Raw genomic sequence first — 16,594 nt, 5'->3', positions numbered from 1 at the left:
TAACTGTAATTAACGATATCAGTATTACCCTTGTTACCTATTTCAACAGCTTTTTCAGAGGAACAGTTTTGTCGCAAGTAATTTTTAGCCTCGTTTTTAGTTTTTTAGTTATGTCTTGGTTTTCTTTGTCGGTAGTTGCGGCGACTGATTCGTCATATACCCATAACGATTTGGGTGAAAACACTGTAATAAACAGTCCTGGTGCCCTTACATTGAGTGGTACAACAATTAAAAAACGCTTTTTCTTTAACGTCTACAGACTGAGCCATTTCATGGAAAAGCCTCAACGTGTTTTCCCTAATAAAGATTCGCTTATCACCTTCATCTTGAATGCAAATACACAACAGCGCATCGAACTAGAGTTCTTGAGGGATGTGACACGAGAGCAAATAGAAGAAGCCCTCATGCAAGGCATTGAACAAAATAACGCTGATTCTGACCTGAGTAAGATTAAACAAGATATCGAAAGACTATCTTCTGGCTTTCAGGATGAAGTAGAAAAGCATTCCACCCTTACGTTATCACGACTTTCTAAAAAGAAGCTTAATGTATTTTTCAACAATACCTTAGTTGTCGAAACTGAAAACCAAGCGTTGGCAGACGCCTTGTGGTCCATATGGTTTGGCAAAGACCCTATCGTGAACACTGAAGATTTAGTACAAAACATTTTGGTAAACTAGGCGAATTATAGGTGCAAGGCAAATGCGGTTAGCGTCGCCATATGCTATGCATTTGCCATTCACGCGCGTTTTCTTCCAGTACCGAGCTAGCGATTCAACTTAGCAATATACGTTTTTTGCGCTTCTGTCTGCTCAGGTGGCAGCAACACAATTTTACCCACGTGCTTTTTCTCAGAGAAGCCTTTCTGCGCCTTTATAATTTCTTTTAGCGGATAGGTCTGAGCCAGCATGGGTCTTATTTCACCACGCTCAATATACGAAACCAGATTTGGGAAAACCGGCTCATCCCATGCGGTGCAGCCAATAAAGGTAAGATCTTTAAGGTAAAAATTGCGCATGTCGAGAGTTACTATTGGCCCCGCGATAGCGCCTGAGGAAGCATAGCGACCACCACGTTTCATTACTACGGACATTTGAGTGAACCCGTCGCCCGCGACGTTATCGATAACTACATCAACCGACTTTTCTCCTAATACTTCGACTAAGTCGCTGTCACGCTCGATAACACGGTCTGCGCCTATGTCCTTAAGCACGTCCATCTTATTTTTACCTACAACAGCGGTAACCTCGGCACCACGACGTTTAGCTAACTGCACCACAGCAGAGCCCACACCACCTGATGCACCTGTCACCAAAACATGCTCTCCTTTAGAAACGCCAGCTCGATGTACCATATTTTCTGCGGTGCCATAGGCGCAGGGTATGGTTCCGAGTTCGGCATCCGACCAATCACATTCAACGGCGAACGCTTCGCTTGCCATTATTTTTACGTACTGGGCGAAAGCACCATCGAAATCTGAAGCCATCCAAATATTTTCTAATGAGTTCCAAGAATCTTTACGTATGCAGGAGCGGATTAAAATTCGCTCTCCGATACGTGCAGGGTCCACACCTTCTCCAACCGCCACGATGCGACCACAACAGTCAGTTCCTTGAATAAATGGAAAAGGAGTTTGTTCATTCCACCCACCATCCAACTCTTCTGCTGCGCATGATTTCTCTTCGTCGTTCTCTTCCAACGCGTCAGTGCCTTGCGTGACTTTAGAAGAATACCAACCTAATCGAGTATTAATTTCTGTATTATTGACCCCTGCGGCTAAAACCTGAACTAGCACTTCGCCAGCGAGTGGTTTCGGCATGGGAACATCGGTGTAATTTAACTGCTCATAACCACCGTTCGCCATGGTCACCACAGCCTTCATTGTCGTTTCACCAGGTTTTACATCGAACCTTTGCTTATCACCAAGCAAGCTAGTAATACTCATGATCTCTCTTATGTTTAGGATTAATAACAATTGATACGCCCAAAATAACGTATGCCTGACGCTCACGCAAAGTTGCTGCGCGAATGAGCTATATGTTTAAAAACCTGCGCAGAACATTAAATTTACAGTACTTAAGGCTTTCTCCATCGCGCTTTAATCCCACGGGTATCAATATGAATGAATGGACCTCGATGTGGTTTCGGTCCGTACACGCCTAATCCGCCAATCAAGCCCTTATATTCACTGCGCTTATTTAGCTCGGTTACCATGCTTGCCATAACATCAGCGTCTTTGATATTTACCATTCCATCATTGTTTAAATCGTCCATTCTGTAGTTTCCGTCATTATCTACAAAAACGTCGGCGGCATCGCCATATACATGCCGACTGAATTTAACGTTGCCGATTGCCTTATTATATTGTGGTGTTCTGTAACCGCTCATAATCACCATGTTTGACACATTGATGTCGTTCATATTCATTTCCCTCCTTAGCATTTCCAGCTTCAAAAGAAGAGACGGACGTAAATACACAAACTTTGGGTAGCCAGAGCGCTGCTTACTGGTGAATTCCTTTAATTTGAAATGGGGAGACAACAATAATTCTTGGTTCTTTTGGGTTACTTCAATAAAGCCTTCAGGCTCAACATAAACATCTTTGTTTTTAATTTCACTTTCATCTGGATACGGCCCAATATGATAATACTTTAGGCGCCCCCCTTGGACTTGCTCCGCAGGAACCATGACAAACACATTCAACGACATATTAACTTGTCCATCTTCGCTTCTTATTTCTAGATGCTGCTCACCAGGAGAGTCTTTCGCCTGCCATTGCCACGTCATCGGTTCGGCTTTTTCTAACATTACGCCATTTTCAAACAGCTGATAGGTTTTATTCGGTTGTGGGTAAATGATTTCAAGCTCTGTGATTTCATTAGGCAACACGAATAAAGAAAAGACGTTATAAGGTACTACTATGTTGTTAATTTTCAGACTAAATTCAGCGTCTTCTAGATGGGCGGTGTCCTCAACTACAACAGGCTCATGAGGCGCAGCTTGAGTAATTTCTTGAGAAACTTTTTCCTGAGTCATTTCGACGCTTTTTGCATCTATTCCCTGTGTGTTTGTATGTCCATGTGCACTGTGCGCGGTCGAAAGAAATGCGAATGCCGCTATCGTAGCCGTTAAGCTTTTCATTATCATTTTCATAGATTTTGATACCATCATCAGTTATTTACCCTATGTTACAAAGACGCGACTTGTGTAAGTGCCTTGGCATCGCGTCTATCGCGCTGATAAATATCGTTTCTAAAGTTCACTTTACCGTCTGCATCGGCCCATGCCGTCCAATACACCAAATGAATAGGAAGGGGCTCTTTAAGGTGAAAAGTTTTAGACTGCCTTAAATCACGGGCTGATATAACGTTATCCATCAAGCTTTCTACGCCCTGCTCTTCTGCAATTAACTTTGCTAGTGAGAAAGGGTCTTGCAATCTAATACAACCGTGAGACGCTGCGCGGTTGGTTTCCTTGAACCACTGCTGGTATGGCGTATCGTGCACGTAAACAGCATGGCGGTTTGGAAAAAGGTATTTGACTTTACCTAGGGGATTTTTCTCGTTGGGAAGCTTTACTAAAAAATGGTCAAACTGATAGGGCTTCATGTTTTCCCAATCAATTGTATTAGGGTCAACCAGCTCTTCATCAACAAAACTATTTTTGCGAATAACAATATTGTTTTCTTCTAAGTATTTAGGGTTGTCGGCTACCTTGGGTGCGATCTCTTTTGTCGCGATTGAAAGCGGTATTCGCCATTCTGGGTTAACAACAAATTTTTCGATATGGTCGCTGAATGAAGGCGTAGCCCAGCTTGGTTTGCCCACTACCACATCTTTAGTGGCTTTCACCTCACCTTTACTAATATAGCGAAGTCGGTACTCGGGAATGTTGACCAAGACGTAAGCGTCGCTGTCTTTTTCTTCAAACATTTCTAAGCGCGTAATGTTAAGTGCTAGCTGTTGGGCTTTCTCTTTTGCAGCTACATTAAGTGCCGCGAGGGTATTTTTTCCAACTACACCATCTACTAGAAGGCCATGACGTCGTTGAAATTCTCTTACTACGCTTTCAACATTTTCGTTGAAAACACATGGCGTAGACGAAACCGCTTTTAGTGCGTGGGTACAGCTTGTGTCTAATGAAGTGTATTCTCTGCCTAACCGCGAGACTAGCGCAGTTATAGCTTGTTCTCTGTCGTCACTGTTGATGGTTTCACTATCAGCGGCGGCCAGTCGTAGCGCGCCATCTCTAAGAAGCAAGTCTTCATCCAAAGGTTTCCAATCACCTTGCTGTGCAATAGAAGAATAAAACGCATAAGCACTTTTCATTTGCTTTAACTGTGTTTGCAAGGCTGAAGTATTACTAGCCTCTTCCAATGCTTTTGGCGTTGAAGTGGAAACGGTAGAAGCAACGCCGACAAATGGTAACCAAAAAGACGCAGCTGCAACGATTAGCCTTTTTGCCATGCCGCTTGTACGTTTTTCGGTCGTTGAAAAGCAACCGAAAGAAAGTATTCTTCGTTGATTTTTCTTGCGCAGTTGAACAGTATGCTTGGCGGCTCGATGATCGGTTTCCATTTTTCTTTTCCTTGAAAATACACACAAGCATAACGTCGCAAAACAAGTGCCAAAGAATTTAAAAAACAAACCATTGATAAATAACAATTATTTAAATATTAGTTATAATCAAAATTTAGATAGTAGAAATATTATGTGTAGGTAATTCAGCTTTTCAGTAAGATTTTTATGGGAAAAGGTTAGAAAATAGCCGTAAATCTTACAAACCAAGCCTGTGTGGGTGAATAGGTTTGGCCATAGTAGCGCTTAGCACATAAGACTAACTTACCAGCTGGTTCAGACTTCAGAAAGACTTATTCACCATTGACACGTAATCAGAAAACTTCACAATAGCTCTACATCATATCCATTCACTATCATTAATGTTGTATCTTTCCGAATTTCAAACAAAGCTTCCTAATCAATACATTACCCCTGCATTTTCGCTAGCAATAAATGATGAAAAACCACCATCGCACTACCTTATTGCAGGTAGAAACAGCAGCGGGAAGTCACTCTTAATTTCCGCCCTTGCTGGTAACGGAAAAGTAGTAAGCGGTAGTCGTGAATGCAGTTCGGTTGTTGCAGAAGTATCGGTTTTTAAACAACAAGCGATAATTGAAGAAGAAAAACAAAAAGACAGTGCGGATATTTTAGACGTAATAGCTGAGCCAACGCAGGTTCGCGAACTATTCGAACGCACTAATGAGGATTATCAAAATCATCCTTATTTTAACGAGCTTGCTGCCACTTTAAGAATTGAGCATTTGCTTAATAATGCGTTTCTTTCACTTTCCACAGGTGAAACCCGCAAGGTTATTATCATGCTGGCATGGTTAAGCAATGCCTCTATTATTTTGCTTGATGAACCCTTTGAAGGGCTAGATGTTGAAGCTATTAGCGCATTTAGTCGTTTTCTTGTTTCTCAGCAACAGGCCTCATTGGTGCTTACCGCCAATAAACTCGCAGATATTCCTAAAAACATGCAAGCCCAGTTGATTGTTATGGATGAGTTAGGCATTACGTGGAAATCTGAAGGCGAACTTAACTATGACGACTTGCGCTCAGAATTGAGCACGTGGTTTGCGTTAGGGTCTGATGATATCGATGTTCCTGCAGCGCTTAACGCTAAAGACAAACACGCCGATGCCCCAAACCATAACGACCAAAGCTCTGATGCGCTGAACAGTGAGTTAGATGCACTTCCTCACACCTTAATTCAGCTTAAAGACGGCTTCGTGCGTTTCGATGATCGTACCGTTTTTGAAAAGCTTAACTTTACGCTTAGCAAAAATGAGCATTGGCAGATCACTGGCCCCAATGGTTCAGGCAAAACCTGTTTGCTTCAAATGTTCACCGGTGACAATCCCCATTGCTATACCAACGACCTAACCATGTTTGGCATAAAACGAGGGACGGGAGAAAGCATATGGGACATTAAAAAGCACATTGGCATTATGTCGAATTCGTTGCACATGCAGTACAAGGTGAATGCAAGTGTTGAACACGTGATCATTTCAGGCTTCCACGACAGTATTGGACTGTACACCCGCCCAACCCTAGCAGAGCGCACGGTGGCAGAACAGTGGCTTGAAGTACTAGGCTTGAAACAGAAAAAGAACACGCCATTTCAATCTCTGTCGTTCGGTGACCAGCGATTAGTGCTAATAGCACGCTCTATGGTTAAGCACCCCGCTGTGCTTATTTTGGATGAACCTTGCAATGGCTTAGACGACTTTAACCGCCAAAAAGTGCTTAAGCTTATCGATATACTGGCTAAGGCTGGCACCAGCACACTCTTGTATGTCAATCACAATCAAGAAGAGCGTATACCAAGCATTCTCAACACGTTAAATATGAAAGACTATAACGTTTAATACTTAATATTAGAAAATTTGGTCTTTCAGGTGGTTGCTTAACAAGTAGCAGCGACTGTGTGCCTTACTCACGTTGTGTCTTTATTTGATCAGCGCTAATACTTCCCTGAACTTGGGGTGTCGACTTGATTGTAAAAGTTCAAAAACTGTCATCTCAAAACTGCTGATTTGCGCGCCTCGCTCACGCATATTGTCAATGGCTAGCAAAGCGTTAGAAGATTCTCTGGAAGAAATGCAGTCATGTATTACTTCCACAGCGAAATCATTTTCTAGCAAGCCCACTACCGTTTGATAAACACATACGTGCGCTTCAATTCCAACAACCAGCCAACGGCTTAATCCTTTTTTGCCAATGTACGCCAATATTTCAGAAGAAAACTGGTCAATGCCCGCCACACCATTAAAAGCAAACTTCTTAAAGTGAGGGTCGCTTGCAACATGAGTTTCAATTTCATGGACCGTTCCACCTAAGCCATCAGGATTTTGCTCAAGCACGACTACGTGAATATCAAGCAATTTACAACATTGTATTAGCTTTGCGGTTTTGCATATCATTGCTTCGCTATCGCTGACTCTTCGAGCCAAAGTGCCCTGAATATCTACGATCAACAACCCTACTTTTTCTTCGTTTAAATGCATATTTCACACTAGTTAACTGTTGGTTGTGCCGTAATATTCAAACTAATTCACTGTATTTGACGGCGCCGAATCACTTTTTATTTCATTCAGTATCTAGAGTAGATGTTCTCAAACGAACCGCAAAACCAGCGAAATTATAACGCCAGTTACGATAAGCTGAACTAAACAAAAGCCCATAATATCCTTGGCCTTCAGGCCCGCTATGGCAAGTACGGGAAGCGCCCAAAACGGCTGAATCAGGTTGGTCCACGCATCGCCCCACGCCACCGCCATGGCCACTCTATTTATTTCGGCCCCCAGTTCAGCGGCAGCAGGCAAAATTACTGGAGCTTGCACTGCCCACTGGCCCCCACCCGAAGGCACAAAGATATTAACAACGCCTGCGCTGATAAAACTCCACACAGGTAACGACTCGGCAGATGCAAAGCTAATTAGCCACTGCGACATTGTTTGCGCTAATCCTGATTGCACCATAACCGCCATGATCCCGGCATAAAATGGGAACTGTATAACAATGCCACTGCCCCCCTGCACAGCTTGTTGCAAGCTGTGCAGTACATTGCGTGGTGAACCGTGAAGGACAATGGAGAGGAAAAGAAATAGCGTATTTACAATATTGAGATTCAGCCCACCGCCTTCGATGAAATAATTCACAAGGTAAGCTAGCCCAGCAAAGCCTACGAATAATCCAAGCACTTTGCTGTTTTCAAGTTTGTCCGCGGGCCGCTCGTTTGTTGCTGGAGGTAGAGCATCGTCTTGTAGTTTTGCGCTATCGACAATAATGCTTTCAGACTCAGGCGGTAACATTAACCGATTAACTAGGGGAATAATCACAAACATGATTGCCAATAACAGTAAGTTGAAGCTGCTAAAAATAGTCTCACTGGTACTAATTACGCCAATTTGTGCTTCGGAAAAGTGGCCTGGCGTTGCAATGGTTAACGGCACAGAGCCCGCTAAACCGCCATGCCAAACGATAAAACCCGAGTAAGCACTTGCCACTAACAACCGATAATCTACTGAAACATTTCTAGCCAGGGCCTTGGCAAAAAGCGCCCCTACTACCAGCCCAAAGCCCCAGTTTATCCAACTTGCAATAAGCGATACTAAAGTAACTAATACGATGGCGCTTCCAGGGCTTTTGGCTACGCTCGCAAGCCGCTCAAGCATTGTTTTTACAAGAGGCGTACAGGCCAGCATGAAGCCGGTTACCAACACCAATAGCATTTGCATTGAAAACGTAAGCAGGCCCCAAAATCCATCGCCCCATTGCTGAACAGTCGTTAATATTGATTGATTTTGAATAGATGAGGCAAATGCGAAGGTAACAAGCGTCAGTAAAAGTACAAATATGTAAGGGTCTGGAAGATAACGTTCGACAAGTTTTACAAAAGGTTTTGATACACGGCTTAACATTAACGCCCTCACTACATGTTAAAAACTTGTTGCATACTACCGTATTTTTGACTGTAAGCGAGTATCAAATCCTATTTTGAAAGCCAATTTTTCAACGTAAATATAACTTCCTCATGCTTAATGGGTTTCGCCAAAAAATCATCCATGCCAGTTTTCATGCACTTTTCTTTGTCACTTTGCATGGCATTTGCCGTCATAGCAATGATGGGAATAGTTTTGTAACGCTCACCAGCTTCCCCTTCACGAATAAGCCGTGTGGCTTCAAATCCGTCCATTTCAGGCATTTGACAATCCATAAAAATAATTTTGTAGGCTTCGCTGCCGCGCTTCGATTGAGTAAGCATCGCTATGGCTTCAACCCCATTTTTAGCTACATCTACACAATACCCTTCACTTTCAATTATAGCAGTAGCAACTACTTGATTAATTTCATTATCTTCTACTAATAATATATTGGCCACATCTTTCATGGATAGGTCGGACTCAGCTCTATTTTGATCAATAAGCGATGCTTTAGGCTCAAAATCATCGGCAGTAATTTGAACAGGGCCGGTATCAGGATGGCTACTTACTTCCCTATTAAAATTCGTTTTCTGTAGTACAGAGAGCAGATCTGATGTTGCAAGTGGCTTAGGATAACTCGCTTCAATTTCGAATTTGCTAATGTCACTAGCAGCATCAATATCGGCCATTAGCGTCATTAAAACGATTCTTGAGTGCTTCGTACGTTCAGCGTTTCGAAGGCTTTGAAAAAATCCATGTACGGCAGTTGATTCGGTAGATTTATCTAAGAATACAACGTCAATCAATGGCGCTGAATGCTCTTGATGATCATCATCAATCAGAGAAAGTTCCGTGACAGCTTCGTCTATCGACGAGACACATAAGACACTAACATCCCAACGCTCAAGCTGGGCTTGCATTGCTTTTCTAGTAGAGGCGTTACTATCAACGATTAAGCAGCACATATGGCTTTTAGCTAGCGTGGGCCTATTTAATTCGCTGTTTTTGTCATAACCAACTTCGCACACAACGCTAAAACAGCTTCCCTTGCCTACTTCGGTCTTAACACTGATATCCCCACCCAATAGCTGGCAGAGTTTTTTGGTAATGCTAAGCCCTAATCCCGTACCGCCGTAGCGTCTTGTAGTGGAAGCATCGACCTGAGTGAAAAGATCAAACAAGTGCGGGACTTTTGCATCTGGTATACCTATCCCCGTATCTTCAACGGTCATGCATAATGCTGCGGTTTCACCTTTATCGTGGGGGATCAATTCTGCCTTAATACGTATCTCGCCATTATCAGTAAATTTAACTGCATTGCTGAGTAGATTCGTAATTATCTGCTGAATTCGGTTTGGATCGGATTTAATCGTCGCAACGTTCACTTTTGAAAGATCAACGACCAAAGCTAACCCTTTCTCTTGCGCATTGTACGCCAGAGAACGCGCAATATTTTCTATCACTTCACGCACATCAAATTCGACAGTTTCTATTTCGAGCTTATCAGCTTCAATTTTTGAAAAATCTAAAATATCGTTGATAAGTACCAGTAACGAATGAGCGCTTGTACTGGCAATGTTGAGACGTTGAGTTTGTTCAGATGTCAGGTTACTTCTTTTGAGCAAGCCCAACATGCCAATTACTCCATTCATGGGCGTCCGAATTTCATGACTCATGTTGGCTAGAAATTCTGACTTCAACTTTGTAGCTTCCTCAGCTCGTTGTAAGGCCAGTTTCAAATCTTCTGCTTGCGTCTCTAAAGAGGCGGTTTTCTCTGAGACCTGTTGTTCGAGTGCCTGAACAAATTGCTTTTGTTTTGTAATTTCACTTTGCTGCAGTCGCGTTCTTAGGTATACGAATAAAACTAGGATGCTAAGAAGAAAAGCCGCGTAAAAGCTATAAGCCCACCATGTTTTCCAAGGGGCGGCAGCTACGTGTAAATTTACCGATAGCACTTCTTTGCCCCAATCACCATTAGGCCTCATTGCCTTAACCAAAAAGGTATAAGTGCCACCATTTAAGTTAGTAAAAGAGACATTATTGAGATTGCCGATATCAATCCACTGTTCATCGTAACCTTCCAACTTATAGGCGAAATGAGAGCGCTTGGGAGCAGAAAAGTCTAAGTGAGCAAATTCCAGAGAAAAAAAGTCGTCTTCATAAGAAAGGTAAATATCCTGGACGTAAGACATGGGCTTGCTGAAACTTACCGCCTCCCCCATTTTGTTAAAGCCAGTAAGAACAATGTTGGAGTCTACGAATTCGTTTTGCACGTTTGAATAACTGAAGTACTCGACTCCACGTTGGCTGCTGGTAAAGAAGGTGTTATGGGATGCTTTGATGAGGCTATTCGAATAAAAATTTTTACCTGCGAGAGCCGTCTCACTATTGTAACTTAACGCCTGTTGAGTATCGGGGTTGAATAGAAAAATACCTTTATTGGTGGTAAGCCATAATTGATTGTCGTCACCGTCAGCGATTGCCCTGATTAAATTTGATGGAAGCCCCTTACTCTCATCAAACCATTCAAATGCTTTAGTTTTAGGCACATAGCGATTAAGACCCATTTGGGTGGCTACCCATATTTGCCCATTTTTCGTCTCATGTATATCTTCCACTATATTGCCTAGCAGACCATTTTGCTGATTTGTTGCGCTTTTGAAGGGGATAAACTGTTCTTTTTCAGAAGACCATAGGTTGATACCGCCCCCTGTTCCCACCCACATATTGCCTTCGCGGTCTTTGTATATAATGTGCGTTTCTGGGTGTGAAAGTCCGTCTTCAACCGTAAGATGACGAAACGCATCGGCTTTTTCGTCGTAAACAAATACACCGTGCTTGTAGGTTCCAATCCAAACCCTACCTCTGTCATCCAAAGCGAGAGATCTGAATTCTGTAAATTGGCGATAGTTTCTATCCGTTTGTGGGAAAGTGATGTGTTTTATCTCGTCACTTTTTCGGTCAACCCGGGCGATATAATTATCTTGTGCAACCCACAAAACCCCATTTCCGTCGCTCACTATAATCGGGCGCTCTATAACCCCCTGTTTTTCGTAGCCCTCAAGCCCCTCGAATACCGAGGTATACTCTTGTTCTAACGTCTTAGTATCCACATCCCATTTGTAGATATCGGCGTTAGCCGTAACAATCAAAATATCACCATTTTCATCACGTTGAATACCGTTTGGCGAGGCCAGCGAGTCGCTATTAATTTGCTTGATGTTTCGCCTTGGAGCCAATTTAAAGATGCCGTGGACTTCACTGGTTATCCATTTAGTTTTGGTATGATCTTCAAAAATAATGCGAAGACCGTTGTTATAACCAAAGTTAACTTGTTCAACGATATTGCCTTTGCCAGTATGTCGAAAAAGGCCTTGAGTCGTTACAAACCATACCGTACCGTTATGGTCTTCAATCATGGAGTTCACCTGACCTAGGCTCTTGCCGTCGAGGTTTTTCTGAGGAATAAAAGCACCTGATTCCGCAATAAACAAAAAGGGGCCTTCTTGGGTTGCAACGTAGAATTGGTCAGACGACGTTTTAAGCAAGCTTCGAATTTCGTTTGCCCCTGTTGCGGTATGGTTTTGGGGATCTGGAAAAAAATGCTGGGCAGTTAAGGAACGTTTATCTAGCAAATTCAAACCAAAACTTGTTGCAACCCACATAGTATGTTCATCATTATCGATCATGTCCCAAATACGATTGTGAGAAAGACTCGTTTCGTCTGTAGGAATATGTTTAACCCGCTCAAATTCTCCGTCGCCTAAATATCTATTTAAGCCTTGATCATAAGAACCAAACCAAAGTTGCCCTGTTAGGTCGTTAAACAGTGACTGAATTCGGTTTGAAGACAAAGAAGTAGAGTCAGTGTTATCGTTTAAATAACGAAAAAACTCACCTGTGGTTGGCACATATTTATTAAGCCCCCCGCCCCACGTGCCAATCCATATATCACCATTAGCATCTAGCATTAAATTTCCGGCGTCATTGTGGGATAAGCTTTGACTGTGATTATTATCCGCCTCAAATAGCGTTATTTTTCTTCCGTCATAACGCATTACTCCGTTCTCTGCAGTTCCAAACCACAGAAACCCTTGGTGGTCTTGAATAATGGAATAAATTTCAGATGATACAAAGCCGTCTTCGGCGGTCAACAGCTCTACAGAATATTCATTCATGAGCGTGTCAGAGCCAGACGGCGAGGCGCTTGCAAAGCTGGTAAGGGCGTAAATGGCCGCTGTAAAAAAGCAGACTAATGAAGACAGGTAACTCGCCATTCCACGACTTGTGATAATTTTCAAAATAATAAAACGGTTACTAGATAAAGCTTGATAAACCTTAGAGTATCTTTTTACCCTTATCTATTCTACCAAAGACGTATTTCACAATAAAAAGAACAAAGCTTTGACTTGTATCATAGTGAACCAAAAACCACGCTTTAACATAACGCTTTAAAGGTTTATTACTTGTTTTCAAATGAACGACAAACAGCAGGAGCATTTAGAATGACCAAATCATATAAAGAGATTACAGAAAGCCTAAACCCTTACTTAGGCGAAGTTAAGAAAGGTGTCCCAGAGGTAATGAAAGGCTTTTCCGACATGGCTAAAGCCGCAACCGCTGACGGCGCGTTAGATAAAAAAACGAAAGAGCTTATTGCTCTTGCCATTGGTATTGCCACACGGTGTGACGGTTGTATAGGTTTTCACGCGAAAGCGTTAGTCAATTTAGGGGCGACTCGTGAAGAAATCGAAGAAGTATGCGGGATGTCAGTTTACATGGGCGGTGGACCATCTTTTATGTACGCGGCAGATGCACTTCGTGCGTTTGATGAATTTAGCGTTTAATTCGCTATAACGTACAGGGTCGAAAACATCTTCGACCCTGTATTTACTCTTTTAACAAGCGTACGTATTACAGCGAGTTCATGCTTTGAACACTAAGGTTTGATAGATTAAAAAGGACAGCGAAAAATAAAGATGTAATGGATTGTAAAGGACAAAGGATTGAGAAGAAGCGGAACAAAAGCAACCAGTTGAGAGAAGCAAAGGAAAGCCGCATTTAAATCGCGACTAACCTATCCCAAAGCGCCTTTACTTGTTTGGCGTCTTCGCTTTCTAGTTCATTATTGGCGAACGCTTCATTTAAGCTTTTCACCATTTTATCATTGAGCATGGCTATGGAGGCATCTTCTCGCATTTCCAGTTGACGGGATTCTACAGCGAAATGCCCTTGCAGATAGCTTGCAATAAACAATTCGTCGTCGCTACCGTGATTAACTACGTCGTCAAGGCTTGCCTCTATCTCTGCAATCGCTTTAACGACATGTTCTGGTGCTGCAGCAGGTGGTAACACTTCATACTCCTTTTTCGATATTTAGATATCAGCTCTTAATCTTCAGCTTTCTATTTTCTTAAATTTAAAATGGAAACGGGCTGACAATAAACGCATCGCGTCCTCGGTTGTCTTACTTTTGCTTTTAAACAGCCTGGCAAAGTACTTTATCTTTGTAGCCTGTAATAACCGTAAACGCGCCCGCTAATTCAGTATCGAGGGCAGCATCGCTTGAATCTAATCGAAGCGGCTTGCCATTTAATGCCTGTAGTTTTTGCTTAGTGGCGACAACAAGCATGTTTTGTTTGCCAATTTGACGAATAAACGCTGGGCTTAACTGTTGATTACCACGGCCCAAGATATGCCCTTGACCGCCAATAACCGTTAAAATGACTTTTGTCGGTTTATCTTGGGTTAGCGTTATCAATTCGCTAGCAGTCACGTCACTTGCCACTATTTCACCCTGCTTGACTACGTCAACACCTAACAAGGTATTGTCTAGGCCAAGGAATTCCATAATCGCGCCTACGGTCGAGCCAGAGCCCATAACAAAATAGGTATCAGGCTCATCGCTCATAATTTCACTCACATAAGCGGCAATGTCGTCTAACACTAGCGCCTCGTCTTCTTTGCCGCCCATTTTTACGGCTTGAACGTAAGTTAACTCGGCCGGTACCCGCATTTCACCGTAATGCTTAGCAATGACTTTCCCTTCGCGAAACGCATTTTCGTCAATATCACGGACTTCGGCGTCCATCTCGCTCACCAGCTCACCAGCGATCATTTGGCTTACTACCTGCCCTGCCGCTGACGGTGATACGCAGTAAACGCCTGAATGAATTTTGCAGCCCGCAGGCACGCCTAACACAGGTACCTGCGTACCAACTACGCTGCAGATATTTCGCGCAGTGCCGTCGCCACCTGCGAACAGAAGCAGGTCAACGTTAGCTTCTACCATGGCTTTTGCAGCGCGTTCTGAATCTTCACCTTCGGTTTGCTCGGTATTAGGTGTGTAGATTACCTCATAAGGAATCCCTAGAGACTCACAAACTGTTTCGCCCATTTCGCCTGACGCTGTTACTACGGTAAATTGCCCAGATAATGCTTCAAGAATACTAAGTGCTTTAGCCATCTTTTCGTTGGCTTTTTGCTCTGCCCCCATGGCCAGTGCTTTTTCACGAATTTCAGCGCCGTCACTGCCTTTAAGTGCAAGAGCCCCACCTATTCCAGCAAAAGGGTTTACCAGAACACCAAGCTTAAAAATGGCTGGGCGGTCAGAATCGTTGTTTATCATGCTGCATCTGCTCCAGGGGCGTCATCATGCTTCTTTTTGCAAAACGTATTTTCTAAGGCGTTGATAAAGCGTTCAGCTCTAGGCGGAAAGCCATCGGCTTTATAACGTGCTAGCTGTGCTGCAACATTTTTAGTAAAACCTTCTCTGTCGGGCTCTGCGCCGTTCAAATTGTCGGTACTCACCTGAAACCTTCTGCCGGCGGCTTCGGTGAACGCCCATTCGATGGCTTGTGGCTTGATTTCTACTTTTTCAAAATCTGCCTGCTGAGTTTCATTACGTCCATCTGGGCAATACCAGTACCCGTAATCTTCTAAAAGCCTGCGCTTTTTACCCGCAATGCACCAATGGGCAATTTCATGTAGCGCACTTGAGAAGAAACCGTGGGCAAAGACAATTTGATGGTAGCTTTTATCCTTACCAGCAGGAATGTAAATGGGCTCATCATCGCCTAAAACCAAGCGTGTATTGAAATCTTCAAACGTGCTATTAAATAGTGATATTAACGTGGGAACGTCTTTGTCTCTTTCAGAACCTAGCTTGTGTGCATAAGCGGGCTCATTTTCAAGGGTATTGTTCAATACTGACTGACTACTTTGACTGTTCATTACGTTAATTAAAAATCTAAATAAGCGAGCTAAACTAATGGCGGCAGAGTATACCAGTAAAACAACACTTTCTCACTTGAAAGCCACGCTTGCTTAGGTCAATCTAGGTTTACAAAAATTGAGTTATGCCAACGTTATAGGGAGTTTGTCATTTGGCGCAAGAGATTATTAAACATATCCATCGGGTAAATGCCCTTCGTGATTTGGCTAACCAACTGGGCGTAATGCCTATCATTCATCAGCTGCAGCATTGGCAATGTGAGCGTTTGCTGGTTACTCACGACGATTTAGCCCAGCAAAAGCGTTATCAAAAAGCCATGGCGTTTTTTGTGGATGAGTTGTATGGCCCAAAAGACTTTAGCCAACGGGACGCTGACTTAGTTCGCGTTATTCCAAAACTCGCAAAAGTACTACCCGATAAAGCCATGAACGCCATGGACGATGCGCTATCGTTAAATGCATTGTCGTTTGATTTAGATATGGCGATGGCTCAGTACCTGCAAGCTCACTTTCCTAACGAACCCATCAATCGCGATAACTATGCGCTCGCCTATCGACACGTTGGCAGAATCGACGATCGCACACATCAAATCGATATAATTTCACACTTGGGCGATCAACTTGCTGATGTCATAAAAATTCGTGGTATAGGTATGCTAATTTCTCTATCGCGGAGACCTGCAAAGCTTGCAGGCTTGCTTGCCCTACACGAATTTTTGGAACGAGGGTTCGATGCGTTCAAAGCCTTAGGTGATGTACAAAGCTTTATTCAGCCGGTGTTGGTACGTGAAAAGGCGATAATGCAGACGTTATTGAGTGACGAGTTGACGTTACCTGAAGATAACCCGTTACCTGTTGTTTGAAGCGAAG

At 43.0% G+C, this 16,594-nt stretch carries 13 protein-coding genes; 4 read left to right on the top strand and 9 right to left on the bottom strand.

Annotation, left to right across the window (positions count from 1 at the left end):
* Nucleotides 1–68 precede the first annotated feature (68 nt).
* Nucleotides 69–680 (top strand): chalcone isomerase family protein, encoded by a 612-nt coding sequence (locus C6Y39_RS00485; RefSeq protein WP_105929367.1) that lies wholly within the window; start codon nucleotides 69–71, stop codon nucleotides 678–680.
* Between the two features lie 86 nt (nucleotides 681–766).
* Here C6Y39_RS00485 and C6Y39_RS00480 read toward each other — a convergent pair whose 3' ends face one another.
* From C6Y39_RS00480 to C6Y39_RS00470, 3 genes are all read right to left on the bottom strand, one after another.
* A complete protein-coding gene (locus C6Y39_RS00480; RefSeq protein WP_105929366.1) occupies nucleotides 767–1,945 on the bottom strand; it encodes an alcohol dehydrogenase family protein in 1,179 nt (392 codons plus the stop codon).
* A gap of 131 nt (nucleotides 1,946–2,076) precedes the next feature.
* A complete protein-coding gene (locus tag C6Y39_RS00475) occupies nucleotides 2,077–3,171 on the bottom strand; it encodes a YcbK family protein (RefSeq protein WP_240618773.1) in 1,095 nt (364 codons plus the stop codon).
* 17 nt (nucleotides 3,172–3,188) lie between these two features.
* Nucleotides 3,189–4,577 carry a L,D-transpeptidase family protein gene (locus tag C6Y39_RS00470; RefSeq protein WP_105929365.1) on the bottom strand — a complete coding sequence of 463 codons (1,389 nt, stop codon included), beginning with the start codon at nucleotides 4,575–4,577 and terminating at the stop codon, nucleotides 3,189–3,191.
* 329 nt (nucleotides 4,578–4,906) lie between these two features.
* On the opposite strand from C6Y39_RS00470, the gene C6Y39_RS00465 reads away from it, so the two are divergent.
* A complete protein-coding gene (locus tag C6Y39_RS00465) occupies nucleotides 4,907–6,433 on the top strand; it encodes an ATP-binding cassette domain-containing protein (protein WP_105929364.1) in 1,527 nt (508 codons plus the stop codon).
* A gap of 81 nt (nucleotides 6,434–6,514) precedes the next feature.
* On the opposite strand, the gene C6Y39_RS00460 is transcribed toward C6Y39_RS00465, so the two are convergent.
* The 3 genes from C6Y39_RS00460 to C6Y39_RS00450 form a co-directional block, all read right to left on the bottom strand.
* Nucleotides 6,515–7,072, bottom strand: coding sequence for an isochorismatase family protein (locus tag C6Y39_RS00460; protein ID WP_105929363.1), 558 nt, complete (start codon nucleotides 7,070–7,072; stop codon nucleotides 6,515–6,517).
* A gap of 108 nt (nucleotides 7,073–7,180) precedes the next feature.
* Nucleotides 7,181–8,488, bottom strand: coding sequence for a short-chain fatty acid transporter (locus C6Y39_RS00455; protein ID WP_105929362.1), 1,308 nt, complete (start codon nucleotides 8,486–8,488; stop codon nucleotides 7,181–7,183).
* A gap of 71 nt (nucleotides 8,489–8,559) precedes the next feature.
* On the bottom strand, nucleotides 8,560–12,792 hold the full coding sequence (locus C6Y39_RS00450) for a hybrid sensor histidine kinase/response regulator (RefSeq protein ID WP_240618771.1): 4,233 nt from the start codon (nucleotides 12,790–12,792) through the stop codon (nucleotides 8,560–8,562).
* A 204-nt stretch (nucleotides 12,793–12,996) separates the two neighbouring features.
* On the opposite strand from C6Y39_RS00450, the gene C6Y39_RS00445 reads away from it, so the two are divergent.
* Nucleotides 12,997–13,338 carry a carboxymuconolactone decarboxylase family protein gene (locus tag C6Y39_RS00445; protein WP_105929361.1) on the top strand — a complete coding sequence of 114 codons (342 nt, stop codon included), beginning with the start codon at nucleotides 12,997–12,999 and terminating at the stop codon, nucleotides 13,336–13,338.
* A 214-nt stretch (nucleotides 13,339–13,552) separates the two neighbouring features.
* On the opposite strand, the gene C6Y39_RS00440 is transcribed toward C6Y39_RS00445, so the two are convergent.
* The 3 genes from C6Y39_RS00440 to C6Y39_RS00430 form a co-directional block, all read right to left on the bottom strand.
* Complete coding sequence (locus tag C6Y39_RS00440) at nucleotides 13,553–13,846, bottom strand: YfcL family protein (protein WP_105929360.1); 294 nt, start codon at nucleotides 13,844–13,846, stop codon at nucleotides 13,553–13,555.
* Nucleotides 13,847–13,970: 124 nt separating this feature from the next.
* Nucleotides 13,971–15,119 carry an ATP-NAD kinase family protein gene (locus tag C6Y39_RS00435; protein WP_105929359.1) on the bottom strand — a complete coding sequence of 383 codons (1,149 nt, stop codon included), beginning with the start codon at nucleotides 15,117–15,119 and terminating at the stop codon, nucleotides 13,971–13,973.
* Nucleotides 15,116–15,724, bottom strand: coding sequence for an elongation factor P hydroxylase (locus C6Y39_RS00430; RefSeq protein ID WP_105929358.1), 609 nt, complete (start codon nucleotides 15,722–15,724; stop codon nucleotides 15,116–15,118). Before C6Y39_RS00430 ends, C6Y39_RS00435 begins: the two co-directional genes overlap by 4 nt.
* A gap of 152 nt (nucleotides 15,725–15,876) precedes the next feature.
* On the opposite strand from C6Y39_RS00430, the gene C6Y39_RS00420 reads away from it, so the two are divergent.
* The gene (locus C6Y39_RS00420; RefSeq protein WP_105929357.1) at nucleotides 15,877–16,587 is read left to right on the top strand and encodes an FFLEELY motif protein; all 711 of its coding nucleotides are present in this window, start codon (nucleotides 15,877–15,879) and stop codon (nucleotides 16,585–16,587) included.
* Nucleotides 16,588–16,594 lie beyond the last annotated feature (7 nt).

The sequence above is a fragment of the Alteromonas gracilis genome, assembly GCF_002993325.1.
Classification (GTDB): domain Bacteria; phylum Pseudomonadota; class Gammaproteobacteria; order Enterobacterales; family Alteromonadaceae; genus Alteromonas; species Alteromonas gracilis.
This window is presented reverse-complemented; position numbering and strand designations above follow the sequence as displayed.

Coding starts and splice junctions, on each gene's coding strand:
- C6Y39_RS00470 (WP_105929365.1), bottom strand. CDS start 4,577: ATGGAAACCGATCATCGAGCCGCCAAGCATACTGTTCAACTGCGCAAG.
- C6Y39_RS00445 (WP_105929361.1), top strand. CDS start 12,997: ATGACCAAATCATATAAAGAGATTACAGAAAGCCTAAACCCTTACTTA.
- C6Y39_RS00435 (WP_105929359.1), bottom strand. CDS start 15,119: ATGATAAACAACGATTCTGACCGCCCAGCCATTTTTAAGCTTGGTGTT.
- C6Y39_RS00475 (WP_240618773.1), bottom strand. CDS start 3,171: ATGATGGTATCAAAATCTATGAAAATGATAATGAAAAGCTTAACGGCT.
- C6Y39_RS00430 (WP_105929358.1), bottom strand. CDS start 15,724: ATGAACAGTCAAAGTAGTCAGTCAGTATTGAACAATACCCTTGAAAAT.
- C6Y39_RS00480 (WP_105929366.1), bottom strand. CDS start 1,945: ATGAGTATTACTAGCTTGCTTGGTGATAAGCAAAGGTTCGATGTAAAA.
- C6Y39_RS00455 (WP_105929362.1), bottom strand. CDS start 8,488: ATGTTAAGCCGTGTATCAAAACCTTTTGTAAAACTTGTCGAACGTTAT.
- C6Y39_RS00460 (WP_105929363.1), bottom strand. CDS start 7,072: ATGCATTTAAACGAAGAAAAAGTAGGGTTGTTGATCGTAGATATTCAG.